The sequence below is a fragment of the Micromonospora sp. NPDC006766 genome, assembly GCF_040636055.1.
GTDB lineage: Bacteria > Actinomycetota > Actinomycetes > Mycobacteriales > Micromonosporaceae > Micromonospora.
The window spans coordinates 57250-79532 of sequence record NZ_JBEYIX010000001.1; the positions used below are offsets into that span (position 1 = coordinate 57250).

The 22283-nt window shown below is 71.0% G+C and carries 30 protein-coding genes; 19 read left to right on the forward strand and 11 right to left on the reverse strand.

Going from position 1 to position 22283, the window contains the following annotated elements; translation table 11 throughout:
- Window positions 1-87 precede the first annotated feature (87 nt).
- The gene (locus ABZ671_RS00320; protein ID WP_203990634.1) at window positions 88-255 is read right to left on the reverse strand and encodes a DUF3117 domain-containing protein; all 168 of its coding nucleotides are present in this window, start codon (window positions 253-255) and stop codon (window positions 88-90) included.
- A 190-nt stretch (window positions 256-445) separates the two neighbouring features.
- Between ABZ671_RS00320 and ABZ671_RS00325 the strand changes: the two genes are divergently transcribed.
- Window positions 446-1264 carry a PaaX family transcriptional regulator C-terminal domain-containing protein gene (locus tag ABZ671_RS00325; protein WP_357848823.1) on the forward strand — a complete coding sequence of 273 codons (819 nt, stop codon included), beginning with the start codon at window positions 446-448 and terminating at the stop codon, window positions 1262-1264.
- Between the two features lie 3 nt (window positions 1265-1267).
- Window positions 1268-2059, forward strand: a complete 792-nt coding sequence (locus ABZ671_RS00330) for an enoyl-CoA hydratase-related protein (RefSeq protein WP_357848826.1) — start codon at window positions 1268-1270, stop codon at window positions 2057-2059.
- A 15-nt stretch (window positions 2060-2074) separates the two neighbouring features.
- On the opposite strand, the gene ABZ671_RS00335 is transcribed toward ABZ671_RS00330, so the two are convergent.
- The 4 genes from ABZ671_RS00335 to ABZ671_RS00350 all read right to left on the reverse strand — a co-directional run bounded on the left by ABZ671_RS00335 (window position 2075) and on the right by ABZ671_RS00350 (window position 4599).
- Complete coding sequence (locus ABZ671_RS00335) at window positions 2075-2671, reverse strand: hypothetical protein (protein ID WP_357848829.1); 597 nt, start codon at window positions 2669-2671, stop codon at window positions 2075-2077.
- Between the two features lie 63 nt (window positions 2672-2734).
- On the reverse strand, window positions 2735-3319 hold the full coding sequence (locus ABZ671_RS00340) for a DNA-3-methyladenine glycosylase I (protein ID WP_357848832.1): 585 nt from the start codon (window positions 3317-3319) through the stop codon (window positions 2735-2737).
- A 48-nt stretch (window positions 3320-3367) separates the two neighbouring features.
- A complete protein-coding gene (locus ABZ671_RS00345) occupies window positions 3368-3862 on the reverse strand; it encodes an SRPBCC family protein (protein ID WP_357848835.1) in 495 nt (164 codons plus the stop codon).
- Entirely contained in the window at window positions 3859-4599 is a 741-nt protein-coding gene (locus ABZ671_RS00350) for a DivIVA domain-containing protein (RefSeq protein ID WP_357848837.1), read from the reverse strand. The genes ABZ671_RS00345 and ABZ671_RS00350 overlap by 4 nt, the downstream gene beginning before the upstream one ends.
- A gap of 149 nt (window positions 4600-4748) precedes the next feature.
- Between ABZ671_RS00350 and folP the strand changes: the two genes are divergently transcribed.
- Window positions 4749-5618, forward strand: a complete 870-nt coding sequence (folP, locus tag ABZ671_RS00355) for a dihydropteroate synthase (RefSeq protein WP_357848840.1) — start codon at window positions 4749-4751, stop codon at window positions 5616-5618.
- 1 nt (window position 5619) lies between these two features.
- On the opposite strand, the gene ABZ671_RS00360 is transcribed toward folP, so the two are convergent.
- Window positions 5620-5997 carry an NADH-quinone oxidoreductase subunit A gene (locus ABZ671_RS00360; RefSeq protein ID WP_357848843.1) on the reverse strand — a complete coding sequence of 126 codons (378 nt, stop codon included), beginning with the start codon at window positions 5995-5997 and terminating at the stop codon, window positions 5620-5622.
- Between the two features lie 335 nt (window positions 5998-6332).
- Here ABZ671_RS00360 and ABZ671_RS00365 point away from each other — a divergent pair, with 335 nt between their 5' ends.
- A complete protein-coding gene (locus ABZ671_RS00365) occupies window positions 6333-8180 on the forward strand; it encodes a 2-oxoacid:acceptor oxidoreductase subunit alpha (RefSeq protein ID WP_357848846.1) in 1848 nt (615 codons plus the stop codon).
- A complete protein-coding gene (locus tag ABZ671_RS00370) occupies window positions 8173-9207 on the forward strand; it encodes a 2-oxoacid:ferredoxin oxidoreductase subunit beta (protein WP_357848849.1) in 1035 nt (344 codons plus the stop codon). The genes ABZ671_RS00365 and ABZ671_RS00370 overlap by 8 nt, the downstream gene beginning before the upstream one ends.
- Before the next feature lie 121 nt (window positions 9208-9328).
- Here ABZ671_RS00370 and ABZ671_RS00375 read toward each other — a convergent pair whose 3' ends face one another.
- Entirely contained in the window at window positions 9329-10345 is a 1017-nt protein-coding gene (locus tag ABZ671_RS00375; protein ID WP_357848852.1) for a potassium channel family protein, read from the reverse strand.
- Window positions 10346-10491: 146 nt separating this feature from the next.
- Between ABZ671_RS00375 and ABZ671_RS00380 the strand changes: the two genes are divergently transcribed.
- The gene (locus ABZ671_RS00380; protein WP_357848855.1) at window positions 10492-11076 is read left to right on the forward strand and encodes a helix-turn-helix transcriptional regulator; all 585 of its coding nucleotides are present in this window, start codon (window positions 10492-10494) and stop codon (window positions 11074-11076) included.
- Window positions 11077-11202: 126 nt separating this feature from the next.
- Window positions 11203-11796 (forward strand): ATP-dependent Clp protease proteolytic subunit, encoded by a 594-nt coding sequence (locus tag ABZ671_RS00385; protein ID WP_357848858.1) that lies wholly within the window; start codon window positions 11203-11205, stop codon window positions 11794-11796.
- Between the two features lie 92 nt (window positions 11797-11888).
- Here the strand turns inward: ABZ671_RS00385 and ABZ671_RS00390 are convergent, their stop codons facing one another.
- The 3 genes from ABZ671_RS00390 to ABZ671_RS00400 form a co-directional block, all read right to left on the reverse strand.
- Window positions 11889-13682 (reverse strand): adenylyl cyclase, encoded by a 1794-nt coding sequence (locus ABZ671_RS00390; protein ID WP_357848861.1) that lies wholly within the window; start codon window positions 13680-13682, stop codon window positions 11889-11891.
- A gap of 153 nt (window positions 13683-13835) precedes the next feature.
- A complete protein-coding gene (locus ABZ671_RS00395; RefSeq protein ID WP_357848863.1) occupies window positions 13836-14612 on the reverse strand; it encodes an HAD-IIB family hydrolase in 777 nt (258 codons plus the stop codon).
- A gap of 141 nt (window positions 14613-14753) precedes the next feature.
- Window positions 14754-15020 (reverse strand): hypothetical protein, encoded by a 267-nt coding sequence (locus tag ABZ671_RS00400; protein ID WP_357848866.1) that lies wholly within the window; start codon window positions 15018-15020, stop codon window positions 14754-14756.
- Between the two features lie 352 nt (window positions 15021-15372).
- On the opposite strand from ABZ671_RS00400, the gene ABZ671_RS00405 reads away from it, so the two are divergent.
- Window positions 15373-15636: a helix-turn-helix domain-containing protein gene (locus ABZ671_RS00405; protein ID WP_357848869.1), complete on the forward strand. Its 264-nt coding sequence runs from the start codon at window positions 15373-15375 to the stop codon at window positions 15634-15636.
- A gap of 443 nt (window positions 15637-16079) precedes the next feature.
- Entirely contained in the window at window positions 16080-17426 is a 1347-nt protein-coding gene (locus tag ABZ671_RS00410; RefSeq protein ID WP_357848871.1) for a tyrosine-type recombinase/integrase, read from the forward strand.
- Here the strand turns inward: ABZ671_RS00410 and ABZ671_RS00415 are convergent.
- Entirely contained in the window at window positions 17423-17842 is a 420-nt protein-coding gene (locus ABZ671_RS00415; protein WP_357848874.1) for a hypothetical protein, read from the reverse strand. The genes ABZ671_RS00410 and ABZ671_RS00415 overlap by 4 nt on opposite strands.
- Before the next feature lie 214 nt (window positions 17843-18056).
- Between ABZ671_RS00415 and ABZ671_RS00420 the strand changes: the two genes are divergently transcribed.
- The 10 genes from ABZ671_RS00420 (at window position 18057) to ABZ671_RS00465 (ending at window position 22282) form a co-directional block, all read left to right on the forward strand.
- Window positions 18057-18350: a helix-turn-helix transcriptional regulator gene (locus tag ABZ671_RS00420; protein ID WP_357848877.1), complete on the forward strand. Its 294-nt coding sequence runs from the start codon at window positions 18057-18059 to the stop codon at window positions 18348-18350.
- Window positions 18347-18670 carry a hypothetical protein gene (locus ABZ671_RS00425; RefSeq protein ID WP_357848880.1) on the forward strand — a complete coding sequence of 108 codons (324 nt, stop codon included), beginning with the start codon at window positions 18347-18349 and terminating at the stop codon, window positions 18668-18670. Before ABZ671_RS00420 ends, ABZ671_RS00425 begins: the two co-directional genes overlap by 4 nt.
- Window positions 18671-19034: 364 nt before the next feature.
- Complete coding sequence (locus tag ABZ671_RS00430; RefSeq protein ID WP_357848883.1) at window positions 19035-19877, forward strand: hypothetical protein; 843 nt, start codon at window positions 19035-19037, stop codon at window positions 19875-19877.
- 115 nt (window positions 19878-19992) lie between these two features.
- Window positions 19993-20253 (forward strand): hypothetical protein, encoded by a 261-nt coding sequence (locus ABZ671_RS00435; protein ID WP_357848886.1) that lies wholly within the window; start codon window positions 19993-19995, stop codon window positions 20251-20253.
- Window positions 20250-20528: a hypothetical protein gene (locus tag ABZ671_RS00440; RefSeq protein WP_357848888.1), complete on the forward strand. Its 279-nt coding sequence runs from the start codon at window positions 20250-20252 to the stop codon at window positions 20526-20528. The genes ABZ671_RS00435 and ABZ671_RS00440 overlap by 4 nt, the downstream gene beginning before the upstream one ends.
- Window positions 20528-20827 (forward strand): hypothetical protein, encoded by a 300-nt coding sequence (locus ABZ671_RS00445; protein ID WP_357848891.1) that lies wholly within the window; start codon window positions 20528-20530, stop codon window positions 20825-20827. The genes ABZ671_RS00440 and ABZ671_RS00445 overlap by 1 nt, the downstream gene beginning before the upstream one ends.
- A 29-nt stretch (window positions 20828-20856) precedes the next feature.
- Entirely contained in the window at window positions 20857-21081 is a 225-nt protein-coding gene (locus ABZ671_RS00450; protein WP_357848894.1) for a hypothetical protein, read from the forward strand.
- 313 nt (window positions 21082-21394) lie between these two features.
- Complete coding sequence (locus ABZ671_RS00455) at window positions 21395-21661, forward strand: hypothetical protein (RefSeq protein ID WP_357848897.1); 267 nt, start codon at window positions 21395-21397, stop codon at window positions 21659-21661.
- Window positions 21654-22082: a DUF3307 domain-containing protein gene (locus ABZ671_RS00460; RefSeq protein ID WP_357848900.1), complete on the forward strand. Its 429-nt coding sequence runs from the start codon at window positions 21654-21656 to the stop codon at window positions 22080-22082. The genes ABZ671_RS00455 and ABZ671_RS00460 overlap by 8 nt, the downstream gene beginning before the upstream one ends.
- Complete coding sequence (locus tag ABZ671_RS00465; RefSeq protein WP_357848904.1) at window positions 22079-22282, forward strand: hypothetical protein; 204 nt, start codon at window positions 22079-22081, stop codon at window positions 22280-22282. Before ABZ671_RS00460 ends, ABZ671_RS00465 begins: the two co-directional genes overlap by 4 nt.
- Window position 22283: the final 1 nt, after the last annotated feature.

The window sequence follows — 22283 nt, forward strand, 5'->3', positions numbered from 1 at the left end:
ATGGAGTCCCTGAGCCACCGGCAGGGCCGGTGGCTCAGGGACGGACGAACCGTTCGCACGACAGGTGCCGCGCGGAGCGCTTCTTGCTCAGCCGACGGCCGCCTTCAGCGCGTCACCGAGCGCGGTGGCCTCGTCGGGAGTCATCTCGACGACGAGCCGGCCACCACCCTCCAGCGGGACCCGCATGACGATGCCCCGGCCCTCCTTGGTGACTTCCAGCGGACCGTCGCCCGTCCGCGGCTTCATCGCCGCCATGTCGTCTCCCCTCAGACCTACACCAGGGTCGGTGGGTTGCCCCACAGCCACTTCGCCACAACCACCCGCAACCGTCGCGGGTGCGTCGCCCAACGATTTTCCCTGATGAACACCGCCGGACCCAAACCGAAGCAGCTTTGATGTAACAGCACCTAGCATATCTTGAATAGGCCTGTCACAATGTGCGGTCATGCAGGCACGGTCGGCACTCTTCGACCTGTACGGCGACCACCTCCGGGCTAGGGGCGGGCGGGCGCCGGTCGCTGCCCTGGTCAAGCTGCTTGCGCCGTTGGGGATCGCCCCACCGGCGGTACGCACCGCAGTCTCCCGGATGGTCCGACAGGGTTGGCTCGAACCGCTCCGGCTTTCCACCGGACCGGGATATTCGATCACACCGAAAGCGGCCCGGCGACTCGACGAGGCGGCGGCCCGGATCTACCGCACCGGCCGGCACGGCTGGGACGGCCGGTTCGACCTACTGGTGCTGGAGGCCGCCGCCTCCCGACGGGACCGGCAACGGCTCGCCGCCAACCTGACCTACCTCGGCTACGGCACGCTCGACGACTGCACCTGGGTGGCCACCCGGCCCGGCGAGGACGTGGACATCCTGCTCGCCGAGGCCGGCGTGCGCTACGAGCGGTTCACCGCCGCCCACGCCGCCGGCACCCCCGGCGCGATCAGAGTGGTCCGCCGTGCCTGGAACCTCGCCGAAATCGGTCGGGCGTACGAGCGGTTCGTCACCGAGCAGAAGCAACTCCTGTCCGAGGTGACCGCGCGCAGCAGCGACGAGGCCGCGTACGCGGCCCGGTTCCGGCTCGTCCACGCGTGGCGTACCTTCCTCTTCCGGGACCCGCAGTTGCCCCCGGCGCTGCTGCCCGAACGTTGGCCGGGCAGCAGCGCGGCCAGCTTCTTCGACCGGCACGCGGCCCGGCTGCGGCCGGCCGCCGACCGCTACGTCGAGCAGTGCCTCGACGGCAACCACCGCCTTGCCCGACAGAAGGGTCGTTAGAACGTGACCGAGCCGCTGCTCGTCGACCGCACCGACGCCGTCGTCACCCTGACGCTCAACCGCCCGACGGCGATGAACTCGCTCGACGTCGCGCTCAAGGAAGCGCTCCGCGACACCCTGGCCGAGCTGGAGAGCGACCCCTCCTGCCGGGCGGTCGTGCTGGCCGGCGCGGGCGGCTCGTTCAGCGCCGGGCAAGATCTGCGGGAGCACGTGCAGAGCCTCGAGTCCGCCGACGCGGACCCGCTGGCCACCGTTCGGGCCCACTACAACCCGATCGCCGCCCGGCTGGGCAACCTGCCCAAGCCGGTGGTCGCCGCGGTCCGGGGCATGGCCGCCGGGGCCGGAGCCTCGCTGGCGTTCCTCGCCGACTTCCGGATCGGCGGCCCGAAGACGAAGTTTCTGATGGCCTTCGCCGGGGTCGGGCTCGCCGCCGACACCGGTGCCTCCTGGACGCTGCCCCGGCTGGTCGGCCACGCCAAGGCCGTCGAGCTGCTGATGCTCGCCGAGCCGGTGGGTGCCGAGGAAGCCGCCCGGCTCGGCCTGCTCACCAAGCTGGTGGCCGACGACGAGCAGGTGCTGCCGACCGCGCAGGAACTCGCCGCCCGGCTCGCCGCCGGCCCGACCGTCGCGTACGGGGCGATCAAGCGCCAACTCTCCGTCGCCGAAGCCGGCACGCTCGCCGACGCGCTCGCCGCCGAGGCGCAGGCGCAGTCGACCTGCGGCGCCACCGTCGACCACCGGGCGTCCACCATGGCGTTCGTCAACAAGCAGAAGCCGACCTTCGAGGGCCGCTGACCGGGCGGCCGGTAGTCAGTCGTCCTCTTCCGGATCCTGGTTGGCCTCGGCCCCGAGCACGAAGGCCTGCATGGCCAGCTCGTCGCCGGTTGGCGACACGAAGGCGGGCAGCTCCCGGGGGCCCAGCTCCTGCACGTAGGACCAGAAGAGCCGGACCGCCTCGGCGGGCGAGGCCGCCTCGATCGGCAGGTCGAGGCTGACCAGCCAGGACCGGCGGGCCGGGGGCGGGCCGAGCCGGTCGGCCAGCTCCCGCCAGAGCGCCGGGTCGAGCCGGGTCACCGGCCCGTCGAGGGGCAGGCCGTCGATCGGCACCGGCTCGTCGAGCACCCGCCGGGTGTACGACACCACGAGCGTCCCCGGGCCGGCTTCGGACTGGGGATCGTCCGGATCCTCCCGGGTCTCCCCGGTGGTCAGGGCGACCCGACCGAGGGCGACCAGCCGCAACGGCTCGTGGACCAGCACCGCGACCAGGTCACCCGCCCGGGACCGGGCCTGGTCCTCGAACCCGGTCAGCTCCAGCGTGTCGTGGTGCACCAGCCGCTCGGCCTCGTACCGCTCGGCGGGCAGCAGCACCGCCCAGGCGCCGGGCGGGTGGAGTTCGGTGTCGGTCATGCAACCAATCCCACCACGCGCGGCCGGTGCCGGTCCCGGCACGTCCACCGGACGCCGCCCGGCTCACGCCCGAGGTGGCTCGACGGCGATGTGGCAGCCGGCGAGGTGGTCGTCGACCATGCCGGTGGCCTGCATCAACGCGTACGCGGTGGTGGGGCCGACGAAGCGGAAGCCGCGCTTCTTGAGCGCCTTGGCCAGCGCGGTGGACTCCGGAGTGAACGCCGGCACCTCGACGAATGATCGCGGCCTGGCCGGCCGGGGCGGCGGCGCGTACGACCAGAGCAGCGCGGAGAGGCCGTCGGGAAGTTCCAGGGCGGCTCGGGCGTTGGCGATGGCCGCCTCGACCTTGGCCCGGTTGCGCACGATCCCCGCGTCGGCGAGCAGCCGGGCAACATCGGCCTCGCCGTAGCCGGCGACCTTCTCGATCCGGAACTCGTCGAAGGCGAGCCGGAACGCCGGACGCTTGCGCAGGATGGTCAGCCAGGACAGGCCGGACTGGAACGCCTCCAGGGTCAGCCGTTCGTAGAGCGCGTCGTCGCCGCGCAGGGGGCGGGCCCACTCCCCGTCGTGATAGAGGGCGTAGTCGGGGGTGCTCGCCCCCCAGGCGCAGCGGGGCAGCCCGTCGGCGCCCGTCACCAGGTCAGTCACGGCGTACACGGTAGGCCCGCCCACCGACAGCGGGCCGCGCGCCGTCGGTCACGGCAGCCGGCCCTGCTCCACCAGGCGGGCGAACTTCCGCAACGCCCGGGTGAGGCCGAACTTCGAGCCGGGCCAGACCACCGGCCAGGCCACCCGGCCGGCGGTTCCGCCGGGCAGATGGAACCACTCGTGCCACACCACCTGGGTCCGGTCCCGTTCCACCGGGGTGCAGCGCAGCACGCCGGGGCCGCGCAGCAGCGTGCCGCAGTGCACCACCCCGACCTCGTACGGGGCGTCCACCCGGACCACCCGCATCTCGTCCCGCAGCACGGCCGGGCCGAGCGTGGTGACCGCCTCGACCAGGCTCCCCTCGCCACCGTCCCCCTCGACCACCCGGACGGTGGTGAGCGGAATCCAGTCGGACTGTCGCTCCCAGGCGGTCAGCGCGGCGAAGACCCGCTCGGCGCGCGCGTTGACGATCACCGTCGCGGTGACCTCCCCGGCACCGGGCCGGGCCGCCTCGGCGAAGCCGTCGCCCGCCGGGCCCGTCACGCCGACTCCGACCGGACCACCCCACCGCGCTCTCGGTCGCCGTCGGCACCCACGTCACCGAGGTCAATGTCGATGGCCTTCGGGCCGCTCGGCTCGGTGGCCGAGGCGTCGGAGGCCGGCGGACGCAGGGAGACTGGCCGGTCGGCCGGCTCCCGGTCGACCGGCCGGGCGACCGGGGCGAGCGGACCGGCCGGTGCCGGACCGGCAGTGACCGGCGCCTTCTCGTCCTCGACGGCAGCCGCGGCCGGTGCAGCGGCCACCCCGGCCTTGTCAGCCTCGTCGGCCGCCCCGGTCTCGCCCGCCGCCCCGGTCCCGTCGGCCGCCCCGGTCTCGTCGGCTGCGCGGGCCGGGCGGTCGGCGTCCGGCCGGTCGGCCGCCGAGACGGCCTTCTCCCGGGTGCGGCGCAGCGCCTCGGCCTCCTCGGTCCGCCCCTCGCGGAGCGCGGCGACCTCGGCCTCCAGCACGCCGATCAGCTCGGACTTGTAGCCGATGTCGTACGCGGCCCGCCGCATCGCCTGGTCGACCTGAGCCATCCGGTAGCCGCGCAGCGCGGTGTCGAAGCGCACCTCGGCGACGTCCGCCTCGTGCAGCGGGCGGCTGCCCGGCAAGGGCACAGCCCGTCCGTCCGGCTCGACGGGCACCAGGCCCGGATCGCGCCCGGACACCAACACCGTCACCCCGAACACCACCGCCGCGACAGTCAGCCCGACGACCAAGAGGAGCAGAATCTGACCCATGGACAGATCGTGGCATGCGCGCCGGCATCGGGCGAGCCCTCCAAGCGCTTCGATGAAGGTTCGACGCCCGACGTACCGGGCGGACCGGCCGGAGCGGGACCGGATAGCGTCGGGGGCGGCGGGCGGGCAACCGGAGATCAGGAGGTGGCATGGCCGGGGCGCTACGGCTCGGTGGGCGGACGTACTCCCCCGGTGAGCTGGTGGTTATGGCGATCGTCAACCGCACGCCGGACTCATTCTTCGACCGGGGCGCCACCTTCGCCCAGGACAGCGCGCTGCGCGCGGTGGAACGGGCGGTGGCCGAGGGCGCGGAAATCATCGACATCGGCGGGGTCAAGGCCGGGCCGGGCGACGAGGTGGACGTGGCCGAGGAGATCCGGCGGACGGTGGACACCATCGCCGCGGTCCGGGCCGCCTTCCCCGACGTGGTCATCTCGATCGACACCTGGCGGGCCGAGGTGGCGGTGGAGGCGGTGGCGGCCGGCGCCGACCTGCTCAACGACACCTGGTCGGGGGCGGATCCCGCGCTGGCGCGGGTGGCCGCGGCGACCGGCGCCGGGCTGGTCTGCTCGCACGCGGGCGGTCTCGCGCCGCGGACCCGGCCGCACCGGGCCGCTTTCGACGACGTGGTGGCCGACGTGGTCACGACGGTGACCGGGCTCGCCGAGCGCGCGGTCACCCTCGGCGTACGCGCGGACGGGATCCTGATCGACCCGGCGCACGACTTCGGCAAGAACACCCGGCACTCGCTGGAGATCACCCGGCGGCTGGCCGAACTCGCCGACACCGGGTGGCCGCTGCTGGTCGCCCTGTCGAACAAGGATTTCATCGGCGAGACGTTGGACCTGCCGGTGCCGGACCGGTTGGAGGGCACGCTGGCCGCCACCGCCGTGTCGGCCTGGCTGGGCGCCCGGGTGTTCCGCGCCCACCAGGTCCGCGAGACCCGGCGGGTGCTGGACATGGTGGCGTCGATCAGGGGGGACCGACCCCCGGCGCTGACCCGCCGCGGGCTGGCCTGAGTCAGGCCCAGCGGAGGACGTTCTTGCGCCAGGCGTAGAGGATGCCGAGCGCCACCACGGCGATGAAGACCGCCATCTCCACCACGGTGGTCGCGCCGAACCCGGGCCGAGCGAAGATCAGCGCCCAGGGGAAGAGGAAGACCGCCTCCACCGCGAAGAGCACGTACAGGTAGGCGTAGACGTAGTAGCGGATCTGCATCTGCGCCCAGTCGCCGCCGACCGGGTCGATACCGCACTCGTAGCCGGCCCGCTTGCCCCAGGGGTTGGCCGGGCGGCCGGGACGTAGCAACCGGTTGGCCGAGAACGCGATCACGAAGAAGAGCACGGCGGCGAGCAGCAGGAGACCGAGCGTGGCGTACGAGCCGAGGTAATCGGTCACGGCCGGCAGCCTACCGGCCCGGCGGTCCCGGCACCGACGGGTGGCGCGCGCCGCCCGTCTCCGGTCGTGCTGTGTTGTGAATTACGGGCAGCGGTACCAAGCGCCGCAAAGACGGGCATACAGTAACTTGATCGGGTCCCATACGTCGGACCTCGACCAAGGTTGCCCTAACGGGCCGACGTAGGCTCTGACGTGAGAATTGAAGCGGGCCCGGCTACGGGGACGGACGGCCGGGCGGCAACAGCGCGTCTAGGAGGGCACGTGGCGGGGCAAGGCGGGGTCACCATCATGTTCAGCCGCCCCTGCGACGGCGCTGAGCGAAGCGAGGTGCGGGCGTGACCAAGCAGATCCGTCAGCTGGACCGGGTCGTGATCCGGTTCGCCGGTGACTCGGGTGATGGCATGCAGCTCACCGGTGACCGGTTCACGTCGGAGACGGCCCAGCTGGGCAATGACATCTCCACGTTGCCCAACTTCCCGGCGGAGATCCGGGCCCCTGCCGGGACGTTGCCGGGTGTGTCGAGTTTCCAGGTGCACTTCGCCGACTACGACATCCTGACCCCCGGCGACGCGCCGAACGTGCTGGTGGCGATGAACCCGGCGGCGTTGAAGGCGAACCTGGCGGATCTGCCGCGCGGGGCCGACATCATCGTCAACACCGACGAGTTCACCAAGCGGAACCTGACCAAGGTCGGCTACACGGCCAACCCGCTGGAGGACGGTTCCCTCGACGGCTACGTCGTGCACCCGGTCGCGTTGACCTCGATGACGATCGGCGCCCTGGCCGAGCACGAGGTGTCCAAGAAGGACGCCGAGCGGGCCAAGAACATGTTCGCGCTCGGCCTGCTGTCGTGGATGTACTCGCGGCCGTACGAGTCGACGCTGCGCTTCCTGGAGCGCAAGTTCGCCGCCCGACCGGAGCTGGTCGCGGCGAACGTCGCCGCGTTCCGGGCCGGCTGGAACTTCGGCGAGACCACCGAGGACTTCTCCGTCCGGTACGAGGTGAAGCCGGCGCGGATGCTGCCGGGCACCTACCGGAACATCACCGGCAACCAGGCGCTGTCGCTGGGGCTGGTGGCCGCAGGGGTGCGCTCGGGGCTGCCCGTGTTCCTCGGGGCCTATCCGATCACCCCGGCGTCGGACATCCTGCACGAGCTGAGCAAGCACAAGCGCTTCGGCGTGATCACGATGCAGGCCGAGGACGAGATCGCCGCGGTCGGCGCGGCGCTGGGCGCCTCGTACGGCGGTTCCCTGGGGGTGACCACCACCAGCGGCCCGGGCGTGGCGCTCAAGGGTGAGACGATCTCCCTGGCGGTGGCGTTGGAGCTGCCGCTGGTGATCGTGGACGTGCAGCGGGCCGGCCCGTCGACGGGCATGCCGACCAAGACCGAGCAGGCCGACCTGAACATGGCCCTGTACGGCCGGCACGGTGAGGCCCCGGTCGCGGTGATCGCCCCCCGCTCCCCGGCGGACTGCTTCTACGCGGCGCTGGAGGCGGCGCGGATCGCCCTCACCTACCGCACCCCGGTGATCCTGCTGTCCGACAACTACGTCGCCAACGGCTCGGAGCCGTGGCTGCTGCCCGACGTGGCGTCCCTGCCGGATCTGCGGGTGGAGTTCGCCACCGCGCCCAACGGCGAGGACGGCACCACGTTCCTGCCGTACCTGCGGGATCCGCAGACCCTCGCGCGGCCGTGGGCGATCCCGGGCACCCCCGGCCTGGAGCACCGCATCGGCGGCCTCGAAAAGGCCGACAAGACCGGTGACATCTCCTACGACCCGGCCAACCACGACTTCATGGTCCGCACCCGCGCGGCCCGCATCGAGACGATCCCGGTGCCGGACGTGGAGGTGGAAGACCCCGACGGTGATGCCCGGGTGCTGGTGCTCGGCTGGGGCTCCACCTACGGGCCGATCGGCGCGGCCTGCCGTAGCCTGCGCCAGCGTGGTCTGCCCGTCGCGCAGGCCCACCTGCGGCACCTGGCGCCGATGCCGGCCAACCTGGGTCAGGTGCTGGCCGCCTACGACCGGGTGGTCATCCCCGAGATGAACCTCGGCCAGCTCGCCCACGTGATCCGGGCGAAATACCTGGTCGACGCGATCGGCTACAACCAGGTCCGCGGCCTGCCGTTCACCGCCGCCGAGCTGGAGACGATGCTGGAAGAGGTTTGCAAGAATGTCTGAGCCCGTCGCCCTCAAGCTCACCGCCAAGGACTTCAAGTCCGACCAGGAAGTGCGCTGGTGTCCCGGCTGCGGCGACTACGCCATCCTCGCCGCCGTCCAGGGCTTCATGCCGGAGCTGAACATCCCGCGTGAGCGGACCGTGTTCATCTCCGGGATCGGCTGCTCGTCGCGTTTCCCGTACTACATGAACACCTACGGGATGCACTCCATCCACGGCCGCGCCCCGGCGATCGCCACCGGCCTGTCCGCCACCCGACCCGACCTGTCCGTGTGGGTCGTCACCGGTGACGGCGACGCCCTGTCCATCGGCGGCAACCACCTCATCCACGCGCTGCGCCGCAACGTCAACCTCAAGATCCTGCTGTTCAACAACCGGATCTACGGCCTGACCAAGGGGCAGTACTCGCCGACCTCCGAGGTCGGCAAGATCACCAAGTCGACCCCGGTCGGCTCGGCGGACGCCCCGTTCAACCCGCTGTCCCTGGCGCTCGGCGCGGAGGCCACCTTCGTCGCCCGCACCATCGACTCCGACCGCAAGCACCTGCAGTCGGTGCTGCGGGCGGCCGCCGAACACCAGGGCTCCGCGTTCGTGGAGATCTACCAGAACTGCAACATCTTCAACGACGGCGCCTTCGACCCGCTCAAGGAGCCGGCCACCCGCGACGACTACCTGATCCGGCTGGAGCACGGCCAGCCGATCACGTTCGGCAAGGACGGCCAGCACTGCGTGGTGCACCCGCCGGGCGGTTTCGGGCTGGAGGTGCGCGACACCGCCTCCACCCCCGCCGACCAGATCGTGGTCCACGACGCGGGCGTCACCGACCCGGCGTACGCCTTCGCCCTGTCCCGGCTGCCCGACCTCGACCTGCGGAACACCCCCATCGGCGTGTTCCGCTCCGTCACCCGCCCCACCTACGACAGCGCGGTGCAGGAACAGGTCGCCGCCGCCAAGGCGAAGACCGACGAGACCCCCGAGCAACAACTCGCCGGCCTCCTCGCCACCGGCGACACCTGGACGATCGCCTAGCGCGCCAAGATTCACGCACGTGTGGGGAAGTTGCTGTCTCCCGGCACCGGAAGGCAGCAACTTCCCTGAAGTTGCGGGGCCCGCCGCCCCGATCGGGCGGCTCAGTCGCGGGACGGGCGGCTCAGATCGAGACGGCGGGCGTGGAACGGTCGTCGCGGACGTAGACGAGCATGTCGCCGGTCTCGATCTCGGCGCCGGCCTGATCGGCGAGCGTCACCACCCGGCCCCGACGGACCAGGGCGATGACCAGCGAGTCCAGCTCGCGCGGCGACCGGCCCACCTCGTCGCGATCAGCCGAGCGCATGGCCAACGCCATGCCCTGCCCCGGGGTGAGCAGATCCTCCACCACCTCGATCAGCGGCGGGGCGGAGGTGGAGAGACCGAGCAGCCGGCCGGCGGTCGCCGAGGAGACGATCACGTGGTGCGCGCCGCTCTGCTTGAGCAGCGGCGCGTTCTCCGCCTCGCGTACGGCGGCGATGATCCGGACCTGGCCGGCGGTGAGCTGCCGGGCGGTGAGCACCACCATCACGGACGAGTCATCGCTGTCGGTCGCGATGATCACCGCCTTGGCCGTGCGGATGTGTGCCTCCTCCAGCACCGCCGAGCGGGTCGCCGAGCCCTCGACGGTGACCAGCCCGGCCGAGGTGGCCTGCCGCAGCGCGGTGCCGTTCCGCTCCACCACCACGATCCGGGACTTGTCCGTCCCGTTCTCCAGCAGCGCGGAGACGGCACTACGGCCCTTGGTGCCGTAACCGCAGATGATCACGTGGTCCTTCACGGTCCTCCTCCATCGGGTCAGGCGACGGCCGTTCCGGTACTGGTCGGTCAGGACTTCCAGGGTGGTGCCGACCAGGATGACCAGGAAGAGCACCCGGGCCGGGGCGACGAACAGGACGTTGACCAGCCGCGCCGACTGGCTGGCCGGGGTGACGTCCCCGTAGCCGGTGGTGGAAAGCGAGACGACCGAGTAGTAGAAGCAGTCGAGGAGGGTCAACCGACCCTCGTTGTTGCCGTCGTGGTAACCGTCCCGGCCGAACCAGACCACCGCCACCGTGGCACAGACCAGGGCCAGCGCGCTGAGCAGGCGCAGACTGAGCGCACTCAACGGCGCCCGCCGGTGCGCCGGAAAATGGATCACCGTCGGCCTCGCCCCGCCACCGTCGCCAGCACGTGCAACAACATAGCCCCTACGTCGCCGCCCGGCCGCTCGGGTCGGGGTTCCCTCCCGTGTCGCCGGACCAGGCATGATGGGGGACGTCGGGACGACGACCGCGAGGAGGCCGGATGTCGTTGCTGCGACGGGTGATCGGCGGGGTGCTCCGCCGGATACGGCTGCGGCAGGGCCGCACGCTGCGCGAGGTCGCCCAGGCGGCCGGCGTCTCGCTGCCCTACCTCTCAGAGGTGGAGCGCGGGCGCAAGGAGGCCTCCTCGGAGGTGCTGGCGGCGATCTGCCGCGCGCTCGGCATCCACCTCTCCGACCTGCTGGAGGAGGCCCGCGACGAGCTGCGCCAGGCCGAACGGCGGGCACCGGTGACCTCCGGGCCGGAGCTGGCCCGGCTGGAGCGGGCACCGGCGGTGCGCGGCGCGCGTACCGGCCCGCAGCTGCGGGTCGGCGGTTGGCCACGGCTGCACGTCACCCGACGTCCGGCCGCCCCGACCCCACTGCTCGGCGGGACACTCCGGCTGCCGGCCACCGCGCCGACACCCGTCGGCCCGGGGCTCGGGTACGCGTCGTCGACGATCTTCGGGACGGGCACCCGGATCTGGCTGATCCCGTCCGCGCCGGTCGTGCGCCGTCGTCCGCGTACCTCGGTCGCGCTGGCCCGGCGACGGACCCGGGCGGGCCGGCGGCGGCTGATCGCCGCGTAGTTCTGCCCACGGCGGATCTGCCGGCGGCAGAAGCCCTGGCCCCACGGCCGGCCGCCGCCGCAGGCTGGAGACCGCCGGTTGCCGGGCGGTCCGACGCCCACCGGCGGCACGGAGGGCGGTCAGGTCATGGGGTACGGCATCTGGATGGTGGACGGCGGGCAGCCGTCCTTCGGCGACCAGGTCTTCGAGCGGCTGCTCAAGGAGCGCATCATCTTCCTCGGCACCGAGGTCACCGACGCCTCGGCCAACCAGATCTGCGCGCAGATCCTGCTGCTCGCCGCCGAGGACCCGGCGCGGGACATCTTTCTCTACATCAACTCGCCGGGCGGCTCAGTCAGCGCCGGTATGGCGGTCTACGACACCATGCGCTACGTCAAGAACGACGTGGCGACCCTGGCACTCGGGCTGGCCGGCTCCATGGGGCAGTTCCTGCTCTGCGCCGGGGCGGCCGGCAAGCGCTTCGCGCTCCCCCATTCGCGGATCATGATGCACCAGCCGTCCGGCGGGATGGGTGGCACGGCCGCCGACATCACCATCCAGGCGGAGAACATGCTGCACGTGAAGCGGACCATGCAGGAGCTGACCGCCCAGCACAGCGGACGCACCCTGGACGAGATCCAGCGGGACTGGGACCGGGACCGCTGGTTCACCGCCGAGCAGGCCCGCGACTACGGCCTGATCGACCAGGTCATCGTGCGCGCCGAACAACTCCCGGCCTGACGTAAGGAGGGGCCCCCTGTTAACGCCTGCGGTAGAGCAGGGGCCCCTTGTTAACAGCCGGGTGTTAACAAGGGGCCCCTGCTTGCGCTGGGTCAGGGGTAGCTGATCAACGGGCTGGTGCCGTACGACCCGACGACCGGGGTGCCGGCCTCGTTGATGGTGCGCTCGATGCCCCCGCTGCCGTCGAGGAAGACGGTGACCGCGTCGTGGAAGCGCACCCCGGCCCGGCGGGGCGCCTCGATCGCCCGGTCGCAGCGGATGTCCACCCTCTGGTTGAAGTAGGAGTAGACGCCGAGCCCCCACGCCTCGTGCTCGCGGACGTGGTCGGCAACCTTGTACGAGGCCCAGCCCTTGCCGGTCGGGCTGCGCCAGGCGGCCTGGCTCGGTGGGTCGTAGGGCAGTTCGCTCTGATAGAAGATGGTCCGCCCGCGCTCGCCGTTCCAGATGGTCTGCCACCGCTGGTAGTGCTCGACGAAAAGCCCGTACGCGGTCACGTCGTCGCCGTTGACCACCACGCCGGTCCCGGCGGTGTTGACGGCCCAGCCGGTGCTGCCTGGCCTGCCGTGGTCGCCACGCCAGGCCCAGATGTTGTCGATCAGGGTGTGCCGGCTGTTGACCACCAGGCTGGTGGCCGCCCGACCCGCGTACGGGCCGCCGATCCGGAAGAAGACATCCTGGAGCGAGATCGGGTTGGCCGCATGCGACCGGTTGCTGTTGCGCTTGCCGACCTCGACCAGCACCTCCGACTCGACCGGCCCGGCGTCGACCAACACCCCGGCGACGCGTACGCCGTCCACGTCCTCGATGCGCAGGGCCGCGTCGCCGGTGGTCGGGGCGAGGCTGGGCATGCCGAGGCCGAGCACGACGGTGCCCGGGTGCTTGACTCGCAGAGCCCGGTCGAGGTGGTAGACGCCCGGGGTGAGCAGCAGGTGCCGGCCCGGGGTCAGCTCCTGGTTGATCCGCTTCGCCGAGTCGGTCGGCTTGGCGATGAAGAAGTCGGACAGCGGCAGCGAGGACTCCGGCCGGGCGGCCGCGCCCCAGGTGGTGCCGGCAGTGTCGCGGCGCAGCCCGGGCACGGCCACCCGCCACCGGCCCGCAAGGTCGACGAAGAGGTACGGCTTCTCCCGGGTGATCGGGCTGGTCGGCAGGGTGGTGTAGGGCGGATCCGGGAAGCCCTGCGCGGGCGCGCCGATCACCCCGGAGAAGACCTGGTTCCAGACCCCGTTGGTCCAGTCGCCGCCGAGTTCGCTGTCCCGGGTCAGCCACTGCTGCTGGGACCCGTTGATGGTGATGCCGTCCACCTTGGAGTCGGCCAGGTAGCCGCCGCTGGAGTAGCCGCCGTTGCCCGGCTCCAGCCAGAGGATGCCCTTGATGTGCACCCGGCGCATCGGGGCCGCCTGGGAGACCGCCCATTGGTTTGACCAGTCGGTCGGGGTGACGGCGAGGTTCTCCGCCGAGCGCCAGAAGTTGGTGAGGGCGGAGATCCCGGCCGCCGAGTTCGGGTCGGGCTGGCCGATGACCCGCACCGCGCCGTGGATCTCCACGTCGTCGGGGTGGGTGCCGAGGCCGGCGACGGTGGTGTAGTAGCCGAGCTTCGCGTCGACCTCGTACCGGCCGGGTTTGAAGAGTACGGCGTACCGGTTGGTGCCCATCTCGTTGTGTTCCTGCGCCGCGAAAATCCGATCCAGGGTGGACTGGATCTGCGCGGTCGGGGTGGATGGGCCGTACACGAAGACGTTCGGGCCGAGGTCGGGGTCGGTGGCGTCGGGGCGGGGGGCGGGCGCGGCGGCGGCCGGGAAGGCGGGAAGCCCGACGGCGGTCAGCGACGCGGCCGAGGCGGCGGTGAGGGTGAGGAAGCGGCGGCGGGAAGGGTCGAGTGAGCTCATCTGCCTGCCTGTCGGTGGGGACCGGGACGGCCACCGAGCGCCAAGAGAGCACTCTCCGGCCGGTTGCCCTGTTCCTATCCCATCGACGCCCGCCACGCCAGGGCCCGCCGGTTCCGGAACCGTCAGCCGGCCCCGCTCCCGGAAGTCGCTCCCTTACGCGGGCTCGGTGCGCCGCTTCACCAGGCCGTCGACGAGGGCCTCGACGTAGTCGGCCGTCTCCTGCCAGCAGGTCACCGAGTGGCACTTGATGCCCATCGCCTTGACCGGGTAGTCGTTGCCGCCATGGTCCAGCCGGTCGCCAACGAAGAGCACGTTGTCGTGCTTCAGGTCCAGGCATTCGAGCAGCTTGCGCATGCCGTACGCCTTGTCCACGCCCTTGCGGGTGACGTCGATGGAGGTCGAGCCGCCGCCGCGGACCTCCAGGTCGGGCAGCTTCTCGGCCACGGCGTCCCGGAGCCGCCGCTTCTTGCTGCCGTCCGGGTCCCAGCCGTACTTCTCGGCGGGCGGGGCGGTCTGGCCCAGCGCGGAGAAGGTGATCTGGCTGTCCCGGTCCTCGATGATGTCGCCCCAGGTCTTCGCCTCCCAGAGGCCGAGCGCCTTGGCCGACTCGGTGAGCGCCGCGATGATGCGGGCCTTGTCCGCCTCGCTCAGGTCCTCGGCGTAGACCAACCGCCAGTCGCCGTCCTGCCAGCGGAGGTACCGGGTGCCGCAGGTCGGCATCAGGTGCAGCCGACGCAGCTTGTCCTCCGGGAGGTCGAGGTGGGTCAGCACCTGCGCCTCGAACTGCTCGAACCGGCCGCCGGAGATGATCAAGACGTCTACCTCGCCCAGCAGGTGGCCGAGAAGCTCCGCCATCCGACCATCGATCTGGGACTTGGAGACAGCCAGGGTGTCGTCCAGGTCGAACGCCACCACTCGAAGATCATTCATCAAGTACCACCATGTCTCGCGGGCAGGCCAACTAGCAGGGTACCGATGGTGACCATCCGCCGGCCGCGAGCCCTGAGCGTTACGCTGAGTAGCCCCTCCTCGCGCAGGGTAGCAGCGGGCGTGCCAACGAGTACGGGGATCTCACTCGGCGGTTGCCTCGTCCACGCGTTCCGCCGAAGCGTCCGTCCACAACTGCGGCGCGGCCCGGAACGAGATCCGGGCATCCCCGTCGATCCACCCAACAGCCAGAGCAAACGTAAGCGCCGTCCGGATCTCCTCCCCGGTCAGGCCATGCAGCATCGTGTGCTGCTCACCAGGTGCGTCGTCAACGATCCAGCCACCGTCACCAGTCTGGTAGATCACTAAAGGCGGATCCTCCGGAACCCGCGTTATCTTCCAGTCACCCACCCTGCCTTCCGGGTGCCGGCCGTACCTGAACCAACCAACGTCCCTCCGGTGCCACGCGGCGTCCTGCATCACGGCTCCTCATCCCCGGCGGCGTCCACCATCCGTTGAACGTCGTAGCAGACCTGGCCGCTTTGCCGGCTCGGGCACGCCAATGCCGGCGTGCCGAGGTGCAGTCTGTTCGCCTTCGACCCACCCGATCTGCGATCTTGCTGGTCGCAGGGAACAAAGCCGGCAACTGAAAGGGTTGGTACGAGACCAACATCCTCGAAGCAGACAGGCTCTTCGCCACACATCTTCGGACGTTGAAGGGACAGCGCTGATGGCTCGCAGTTGGCGGGAGACTCGCTCCCGCATGAACCTCGACGAGGCCAAAGTCGCCGAGCACACCGAGCGGATGCTCGCGGAGGTGCGTGCTACCCGACTGCGCGAGCGCCGCGACCTGACCCAGCAACAGGTCGCCGAGCGCATGGGGGTCTCTCAACCGCGGGTGGCCGCGATCGAGAAGGGCGAGGTGCCGGCCACCGAGGTCGGCACCATCGAGCGGTACGTCTGCGCCCTGGGCGGCAAGTTGGAGATCGTCGCAGACTTTGATGGTGAACGGCTTACCCTGAAGTAGCCCAGGACGAAAGCAGAACGAGGGGTCACCGTCCAGGCGGTGCCCTTCGTCGCGCACGCGGTTCCCGGCGGGCGGCAAACGGGCGACGTTGGTTTGGTGGGACACCCACCGTTCGTGCTGTCGATGGACGAGACGCTGAGACCGCTCAGCACCTGGACGTGACAGGGCGAGGGTGCCAAGGCGATCGGGCCTGGAGCGGGCACGCAAACCCCGGCAGACGGGGCAGTTGTCGTTGATCAAGGTTGTGGCCTGGTGCCCCCGGCAGGATTCGAACCTGCGACACACGGTTTAGGAATCGGTTCCCGATTATGCCGCTGATCAGCGTCGGAGTGCTCCACCGCAGGTCAGAGGGGGTGTCGGGACGACACGGGACGACACGAGACGACACGGGAGGGCCATTTCGTGCCCCCGTGGGGGCACGCCTCTGGACTACCGTTCCGGACGTGGCAAGCATCGAAGAACGGGCCAAGTCCGTGCGTGTGTGCTGGCGTCTCGGCGGCACCCGAGACGGGGCCCGCCAGTCCGCCGCCTTCACCGGCCCACCGACCGCCGCCCGCGTGCTCGCCGAGAAGGCCAAGAAGCTCGTCGTGGCGTACGAGCGCCGCATCACCCGCGAGGAGGTGTTGCGGCTCGTCCTCGGTGACGACGCCCCAAAATCGGGAGACATCACCCTCGCCGAGTGGGTGAAGATGTGGGAGGCAGACCGGCGACCGATCAACCCGGACGCGCCCGGCCTGGACGACATCCAGGCGGACACCCTCGACGGGTACATGCAGGTGCTCAGGCTGCGGGTGCTGCCGTACATCGGCCACAAGTACCTGTCGGAGATCACGGAGGATGTCCTCCGGGTCTGGATCAAGCAGTTGAAGGGGTCGCGGGTCGGACGGACCAAGAAGAACCGGGCGGGCCGTCCGATCTCGGCGAGCACGGTGCGACGCGCGCACGGTGTGCTGCACATGGTCCTCGGCGCGGCGGTCCCCCGGTTCATCCCGGTCAACCCGGCGGCCAGGCCTGCGGGGACGAAGAAGAACCGGGTCGGCCTGCCGAAGCCGGTGCCGTTTGAGGGCATGTTCTTGACCCCGTCGGAGGTGGATCAGATCCACGCCTCCTGTGACTCCCTGATCCGAGATATCTGGTACGTGCTCGTCAACACGGGGCTGCGGCTGGGTGAGCTGCTGGTGCTGCGGGTCCAGGACGTGACCGTGGAGGGCGACGAGCCGGAGATCCGGGTGCGGCGGGCGTTGAAGAAGGGCGGCCGGATCGGGCTGCCGAAGTCGGCGAAGTCGATCCGTCCGGTGTCCACGTCGACGGATGTGGCGAAGGTGCTCGCGGCCAGGTGCAAGGGGAAGCGGCCCCGGGATCTGATCTTCCCGTGCCCGGGGAAGAAGAAGACGAAGGGCGCAGAGCCGACGTGGGCGGAGAACAACCTGAACCGGCGGCACTGGCAGCCGGCGGTAGCGGCGGCGATGCGCTGCGACGAGCACCCGCCGCCGCTGCCGCCGAAGCCGAAGCGGGGTCCACGCCGGAAGCTGCGCCCGGATGAGGTGTCGACGTGCGGCTGCCCGGGGCTGCTGCGGCGTAGGCCGCGGTTGCATGATGGTCGGCACACGCACGCGTCGGAGTTGATCCACGCGGGCTGGCAGTTGCATGAGGTGCAGAACCGGTTGGGGCACGCGTCGCCGTTGACCACGCTCACGATTTACGGGCACGCGTGGGAGGGCCGGGGATACACGGCGAGGTTGGATGAGCTGGGCGCGCGGCGGGCCATGGTCGAGGACGAGGCGGCTTAGGACGCCTCGCGGTCCTCGTCTTCCTGTTGCGCGGCTTTCCTGAGTTGGTCGATCTGGTCGAGCAGTGAGCGCGCCCATGCCCGGATTCCCTCTGACCGGTATGGGTCGGAGGCGTGGTGGCGTAGCTCGGGTTCTAGCTGCTCTAGGTCGGCGAGCGGGGTTGCTGGCATTGCGGAGGGTGGTTCGGCGCCGTTGAGGATGTTGTCGATGGTGCCGTCGGGCCATTGGAGGACCCGTTCGAGGGAGCGGAGGATGGCACCTCGGTAGCTGGTTTGGCTGCCGTTTTCGATGACGCGTTGGGTTGCGGCGGATGGGCCGCCTGCGTGGTGGACGGCGGCTTGGGTGAGTCCGAGTTGTTCGCGGCGGTGTACGACGTGTCGACCGAGGCGTTGCCAGTCTGAGGGGTCGTGGGCCACGGGCCCCATCCTTGCGGAAAGGTTCGGAAAGGTCCAGTTGCCGGGGCCGACGTGCGGCTGTCTGTTTACCTGACCACTTCTCGGGACACCATCCACAGGCGTGAGTATTGCTGTAGCCACCCTCCGTAGGCAAACGGACATGCGGCACGGGCAACAACAGTCGAAACGGAGCCTTTCCCTTGCTTTCTAGCGCTGCCTGGCGCAAGATGGCGCTATGCCACGATGGATCCCACCACAGGTAAGCCTGAGGGCCTTCCGCGAGTGGCGCGGGCTGACCCTTGAGGAGCTAGCCGAAGGCATCCGCTCCCACGGCATTGCCATCAGCACCCAGCACGTCAACAACGTCGAGTTGGGCTACAAGCAGACCACCGCCGTCGTCATGGACGCATGGGCGCGTGTACTCGGCCTCAACGCAGGCCTCGTCCGCTGCGACCGCGAGATCCGCCAGTACGTCAACGCCGTCGACCAGGACCGCGAGCAGGCGGCGGTGTTGGAGCCGGCCGCATGAACGACCAGCCGCTCACCCTGTCCGAGATGGCTGACGACCAGCCGCTCACCCTGCCCGAAGTCGCCGCCATCACCGGCCTGTCCCTGCGGTCGATCGAGCGGGGCTGCCGCGCCGGCACCATCGAGCACACCACCAAGGGCGACGGCACCATCAAGCGACACCGGCTCATGTACCCGCCTCAGGTGCGCAAGCTACTCGCCGCCCGGCAGGTCGGTGCCACCAAGCCGGTTGAGGTTGTCCCGGCGGTGGACGACGACCTCGCCGCCGCTAGGGCCGCGACCCGGCGGATGCTCGCCCGCACAGGGCGGCGTGTCGCGTGACCGGCCCGCTCACCCCCGCACAGTCTCCGGCCACATGGTCGGAGCCCGGACCGGATGCGTCGACGCTCGCCGGTCCGGGCCACAGCCACCCGCTGGTACCGGGTGAGGCCGCACGCCCGGCTGACCGCCGCCCCCCAGCGGCAGGTGAAGCCCCGACTGGTCCCTCCTCTGGCCGGTCGGGGCAGGCGCAGACCACACACCTGGGGGGATGGGTGGGGGTGCCGTTGTCGGACGGCGGCACCCCCACCCCACACAGGCCCGCCCTGAAACGCGAAACGGGCCGCAACCCAGACGGTGCGGCCCGTTCGATGACTCGTCCCCTGCGCGGGACGGCCAGTGAATCAGAGATCCAAAAGGAGCGTACATGACGACCACCGCACCACCCCAAGCCCAGACCGGGCCGACTTCCCAGGTCGAGCACGTCACCCCCAACCAGGCGGAACGCTGGTTGGCGGACGACAACATCAGCAACCGCAACATACGTGAGCACCGCGTTGCCGCCTACGCCCGCGACATGACCGCCGGACGGTGGATGTTCAACGGCGAGAGCCTGAAGTTCGACATCGATGGGGTCCTGCTCGACGGGCAGCACCGCCTCGCCGCCGTCGCCCGATCCGGTGTCACGGCCCCGTTCGTTGTCGTCCGCGGTTTGCCGCCCGAGGCGCAGGACACGGTCGACATCGGCGCGGCCCGCACCATGGCGGACGCCCTGAGTCTGCGTGGCGAGCCGGGGGCGGCTGCTCTGGCCGCAATCGCCCGCAGGATCGTCCGCTGGGAGCGGGGTGTCACCACGCAGGGTGGTGCCGGCTATGTCACGCCTGCGGAAGTGCTCGTCTACATCGAGGATCACCCGGAGCTGCGCCGGGCGGTGCAGGTCGCGCAAATGAGCCGGGGGGCGGTGCCGGCGGCCCCGTCCGCTGTCGCGTCGGCCTACCACCTGTGCGCCAGCCTGGACGTGCCCGGCGCGGAGCGGTTCTACGTCGACCAGCTCATCAAGAGCGTGGGGTTGCAGGAAGGTGACCCGGCGCTGGCGTTGCAGCGCAAGTTGCAGCGGGCCATGAACAGCGACGGCCGGCAAATGCACCCGGACGATGCGTTCCGGTTCGCGGTGCTCGCCTGGAACCACTTCCGGGCCGGCACGCGTATCTCCAAGCTCCAAGCGCCGAAGGGCGGTTGGACCGCCGCGAACATCCCGATCCCGAAGTGACGCGAGGGGTGGACGGCCTCACAGCCGTCCACCCCTCACCCCGTGCCCGCAGCCGGCCGTGACCCGGCTCGGGGGCTGACCCGGAAACCCGCTAGCGCTACCGAGGAGGTTCCAGATGGACACCAAGCTACAGCCCTTCCCGACTGACCCCGGCGGCAGGACCCTGTCGGTCGAGGAGTGGAACGACCCGCGTATCGCCGCCGCCCACGCCGGCGTGCCGGTCGAGATGATGACCGGGCTGACGCCGACCGCCGCCGAGCTGGTCGCCATGTACGGCACCGACAAGCCGGACGAGCTGCGGCGTATCCCGTTCGTGTTGGACGTTGACATCGCCGCCGCCGAGCGGCTTGCCGCGAGCATGGGAGCGGCGGCGTGAGCGCCCGGCTGCGGCGGGTCGGTGTGACCGGGCGGCTGCGCCGCGTGGTGACCAGGGTGTTCGAGGTCAACGCGGCCCCGGCTGCGGGCGAGGCCCAGATGGCGGGGTTCGCCGTGGACGGCCTGGACCTGGACCTGGACAGGGACGAGGACGGCCAGGTTCAGCCGACGTCGCTGCTGGGTGAGGCCGTCGCACGTTTCGGGCCCATCGTGGTCGTGGTCGTGGTCGCCGCCGGTCTGATTTGGTTCGGGCTCGCCGCCCACGGGTGGCTGTGATGGCCGGCTACCCGGTCGGCCTGGCCGCGCTCGACCCCGTCACCGTGCCGCACACCGCCGTGCCCCGCGTCGCCTTCCACCGGCCTGTTCCGCCGTCCGGCTGCGGTAGCTGGTTGTGCACCATCCCTACCGCTCTCGCGGTGGGGATGGGTTGCGTGCCCTGCCCCGACTGCTGGCCCGCCCCTACCGCCCCGGCCCCGAGGCTGCTGCGCCCGGCCGTCCCGCGACCGGCCAGCACTGGCCGGCGGGTCTACGACGGCTCTGATCCCGCCCGGCCCGCCTACCCGGCCGCCGCCTAACCCGCCATCCCGAGAGGCTTCCCGTACCAATGCTCTGGTTGATCGTGCCCGCCGCCGCTGGCCTGCTTGTGGTCGTGTGGCAGGGCCTCGGCGCCCTCGACGAACAGCGGGACGCGCCCCGTATCCCGGTTGAGGTGGAGTACGCGCGCATCCTCGCCGCCGCCCGCGTGTGGGCCGGCACGGCTGCCCTGCCGGCCGGGTATACGCCGCCGGGCCGGCACCGTGGCGTCATCGAAGGGGAAATCGCGTGCTGAGCATGGTCATCCGGTACGCGACCGCCTGCTATGTGGTGGGTGCCTGCATGGTCGTTGTTTGCGGTGCCGTTCTGCTTGGGCGTCGGGTGTTGCGGTGGGTCCGGCGCACGCGGCGGGGTCGTGGCCGGCGGGCGTGGCTGGTCGGCGCGCACCGGGGGGTGCGTCCTCACCGGCCGGCGCGGGTTGTTCGCCCGGCCCGGCCGGTACCGCCTCCGGCGTGGAATGAGCCGGCCAGCTTGTACCCGGTCCTGCCCGAGCGTGCCGACCGTGATCGGACCGTGGTGATTCCCCGGCAGCGGCAGCGGGGTGACTCGTGAGCGGCGGCGGGGTGCGGTTGCCGTACACGCCGGGTGAGGCCCGCCGGTCGGCGTTGGGCTGGCGGAAGGCGTCGTGGCTGCTGTTCGTCCTCGCGGCGGTGTTGTTCGCGTTGCGGTTGCACGGGCTGGACCTGCTGGCGCTGGTCGGGTGGGGGTTGTGCCGGGCGGTGTCGGCGTACCGGTGGGGGTGGCGGCACGGCTACCACACCCATCAGGGGATGCCGCGCCGCCCGGCCGAAACGGGCCGGGGTCGCCGTGGCTGACGCGTCCGTGATCGCCGCTGTGTTCTGCGCCCTGTTCGCCGGGCATCACCTCGGAGACCACATTGTGCAGACCGACTGGCAGGCCAACCACAAGGCGTTGCCGGGCTGGCTGGGTGTGCGGGCGATGGCCGGTCACCTGGTCGGCTACCACGCCTGCATGGTGGCCGCCCTCGCCGGCTTGGCCGCCGTGGGCGTGCCATTGACTGTTACCGGCAGCGCGGTAGGGCTCGGGTTCTCCGCCGTGACGCACGGGTTCCTGGACCGGCGGTGGCCGGTCCGCTGGATCCTCGAACACACCGGCTCCCGCGACTTCGCCGCCTCGCAGACGCCGCTGCCCGGCGGCTACCTGGCGGACCAGTCGTTGCACATCGCCTGCCTGTTCGTGGCGGCGTTGCTGGTGGTGGCCGGTGGTGGGTCGTGAACTGCACGGACCGGATCGCTACCGGGCTCACGTTGATCGCGGGCGGGGTGTGGTTGGACGCGGCCGGGCTGCCGGGGGCGGTGGTGCCGGTGGCCGGGTTCCACGTCTATGCGCTCGGGGTTGCGGTGTTCGGCCTCGGGATGTTGGGGGCGGGCCGGCATGCCACCGAGGCGCGACAGCGGGAACGGAGCGACCGGTGAC

Bases quoted from the DNA above. Each gene is read 5' to 3' on its own strand.
- ABZ671_RS00320 (WP_203990634.1), bottom strand. From the start codon at position 255: ATGGCGGCGATGAAGCCGCGGACGGGCGACGGTCCGCTGGAAGTCACC.
- ABZ671_RS00325 (WP_357848823.1), top strand. From the start codon at position 446: ATGCAGGCACGGTCGGCACTCTTCGACCTGTACGGCGACCACCTCCGG.
- ABZ671_RS00335 (WP_357848829.1), bottom strand. From the start codon at position 2,671: ATGACCGACACCGAACTCCACCCGCCCGGCGCCTGGGCGGTGCTGCTG.
- ABZ671_RS00350 (WP_357848837.1), bottom strand. From the start codon at position 4,599: ATGGGTCAGATTCTGCTCCTCTTGGTCGTCGGGCTGACTGTCGCGGCG.
- folP (WP_357848840.1), top strand. From the start codon at position 4,749: ATGGCCGGGGCGCTACGGCTCGGTGGGCGGACGTACTCCCCCGGTGAG.
- ABZ671_RS00370 (WP_357848849.1), top strand. From the start codon at position 8,173: ATGTCTGAGCCCGTCGCCCTCAAGCTCACCGCCAAGGACTTCAAGTCC.
- ABZ671_RS00380 (WP_357848855.1), top strand. From the start codon at position 10,492: ATGTCGTTGCTGCGACGGGTGATCGGCGGGGTGCTCCGCCGGATACGG.
- ABZ671_RS00385 (WP_357848858.1), top strand. From the start codon at position 11,203: ATGGGGTACGGCATCTGGATGGTGGACGGCGGGCAGCCGTCCTTCGGC.
- ABZ671_RS00390 (WP_357848861.1), bottom strand. From the start codon at position 13,682: ATGAGCTCACTCGACCCTTCCCGCCGCCGCTTCCTCACCCTCACCGCC.
- ABZ671_RS00395 (WP_357848863.1), bottom strand. From the start codon at position 14,612: ATGAATGATCTTCGAGTGGTGGCGTTCGACCTGGACGACACCCTGGCT.
- ABZ671_RS00405 (WP_357848869.1), top strand. From the start codon at position 15,373: ATGAACCTCGACGAGGCCAAAGTCGCCGAGCACACCGAGCGGATGCTC.
- ABZ671_RS00420 (WP_357848877.1), top strand. From the start codon at position 18,057: ATGCCACGATGGATCCCACCACAGGTAAGCCTGAGGGCCTTCCGCGAG.
- ABZ671_RS00425 (WP_357848880.1), top strand. From the start codon at position 18,347: ATGAACGACCAGCCGCTCACCCTGTCCGAGATGGCTGACGACCAGCCG.
- ABZ671_RS00430 (WP_357848883.1), top strand. From the start codon at position 19,035: ATGACGACCACCGCACCACCCCAAGCCCAGACCGGGCCGACTTCCCAG.
- ABZ671_RS00435 (WP_357848886.1), top strand. From the start codon at position 19,993: ATGGACACCAAGCTACAGCCCTTCCCGACTGACCCCGGCGGCAGGACC.
- ABZ671_RS00445 (WP_357848891.1), top strand. From the start codon at position 20,528: ATGGCCGGCTACCCGGTCGGCCTGGCCGCGCTCGACCCCGTCACCGTG.
- ABZ671_RS00450 (WP_357848894.1), top strand. From the start codon at position 20,857: ATGCTCTGGTTGATCGTGCCCGCCGCCGCTGGCCTGCTTGTGGTCGTG.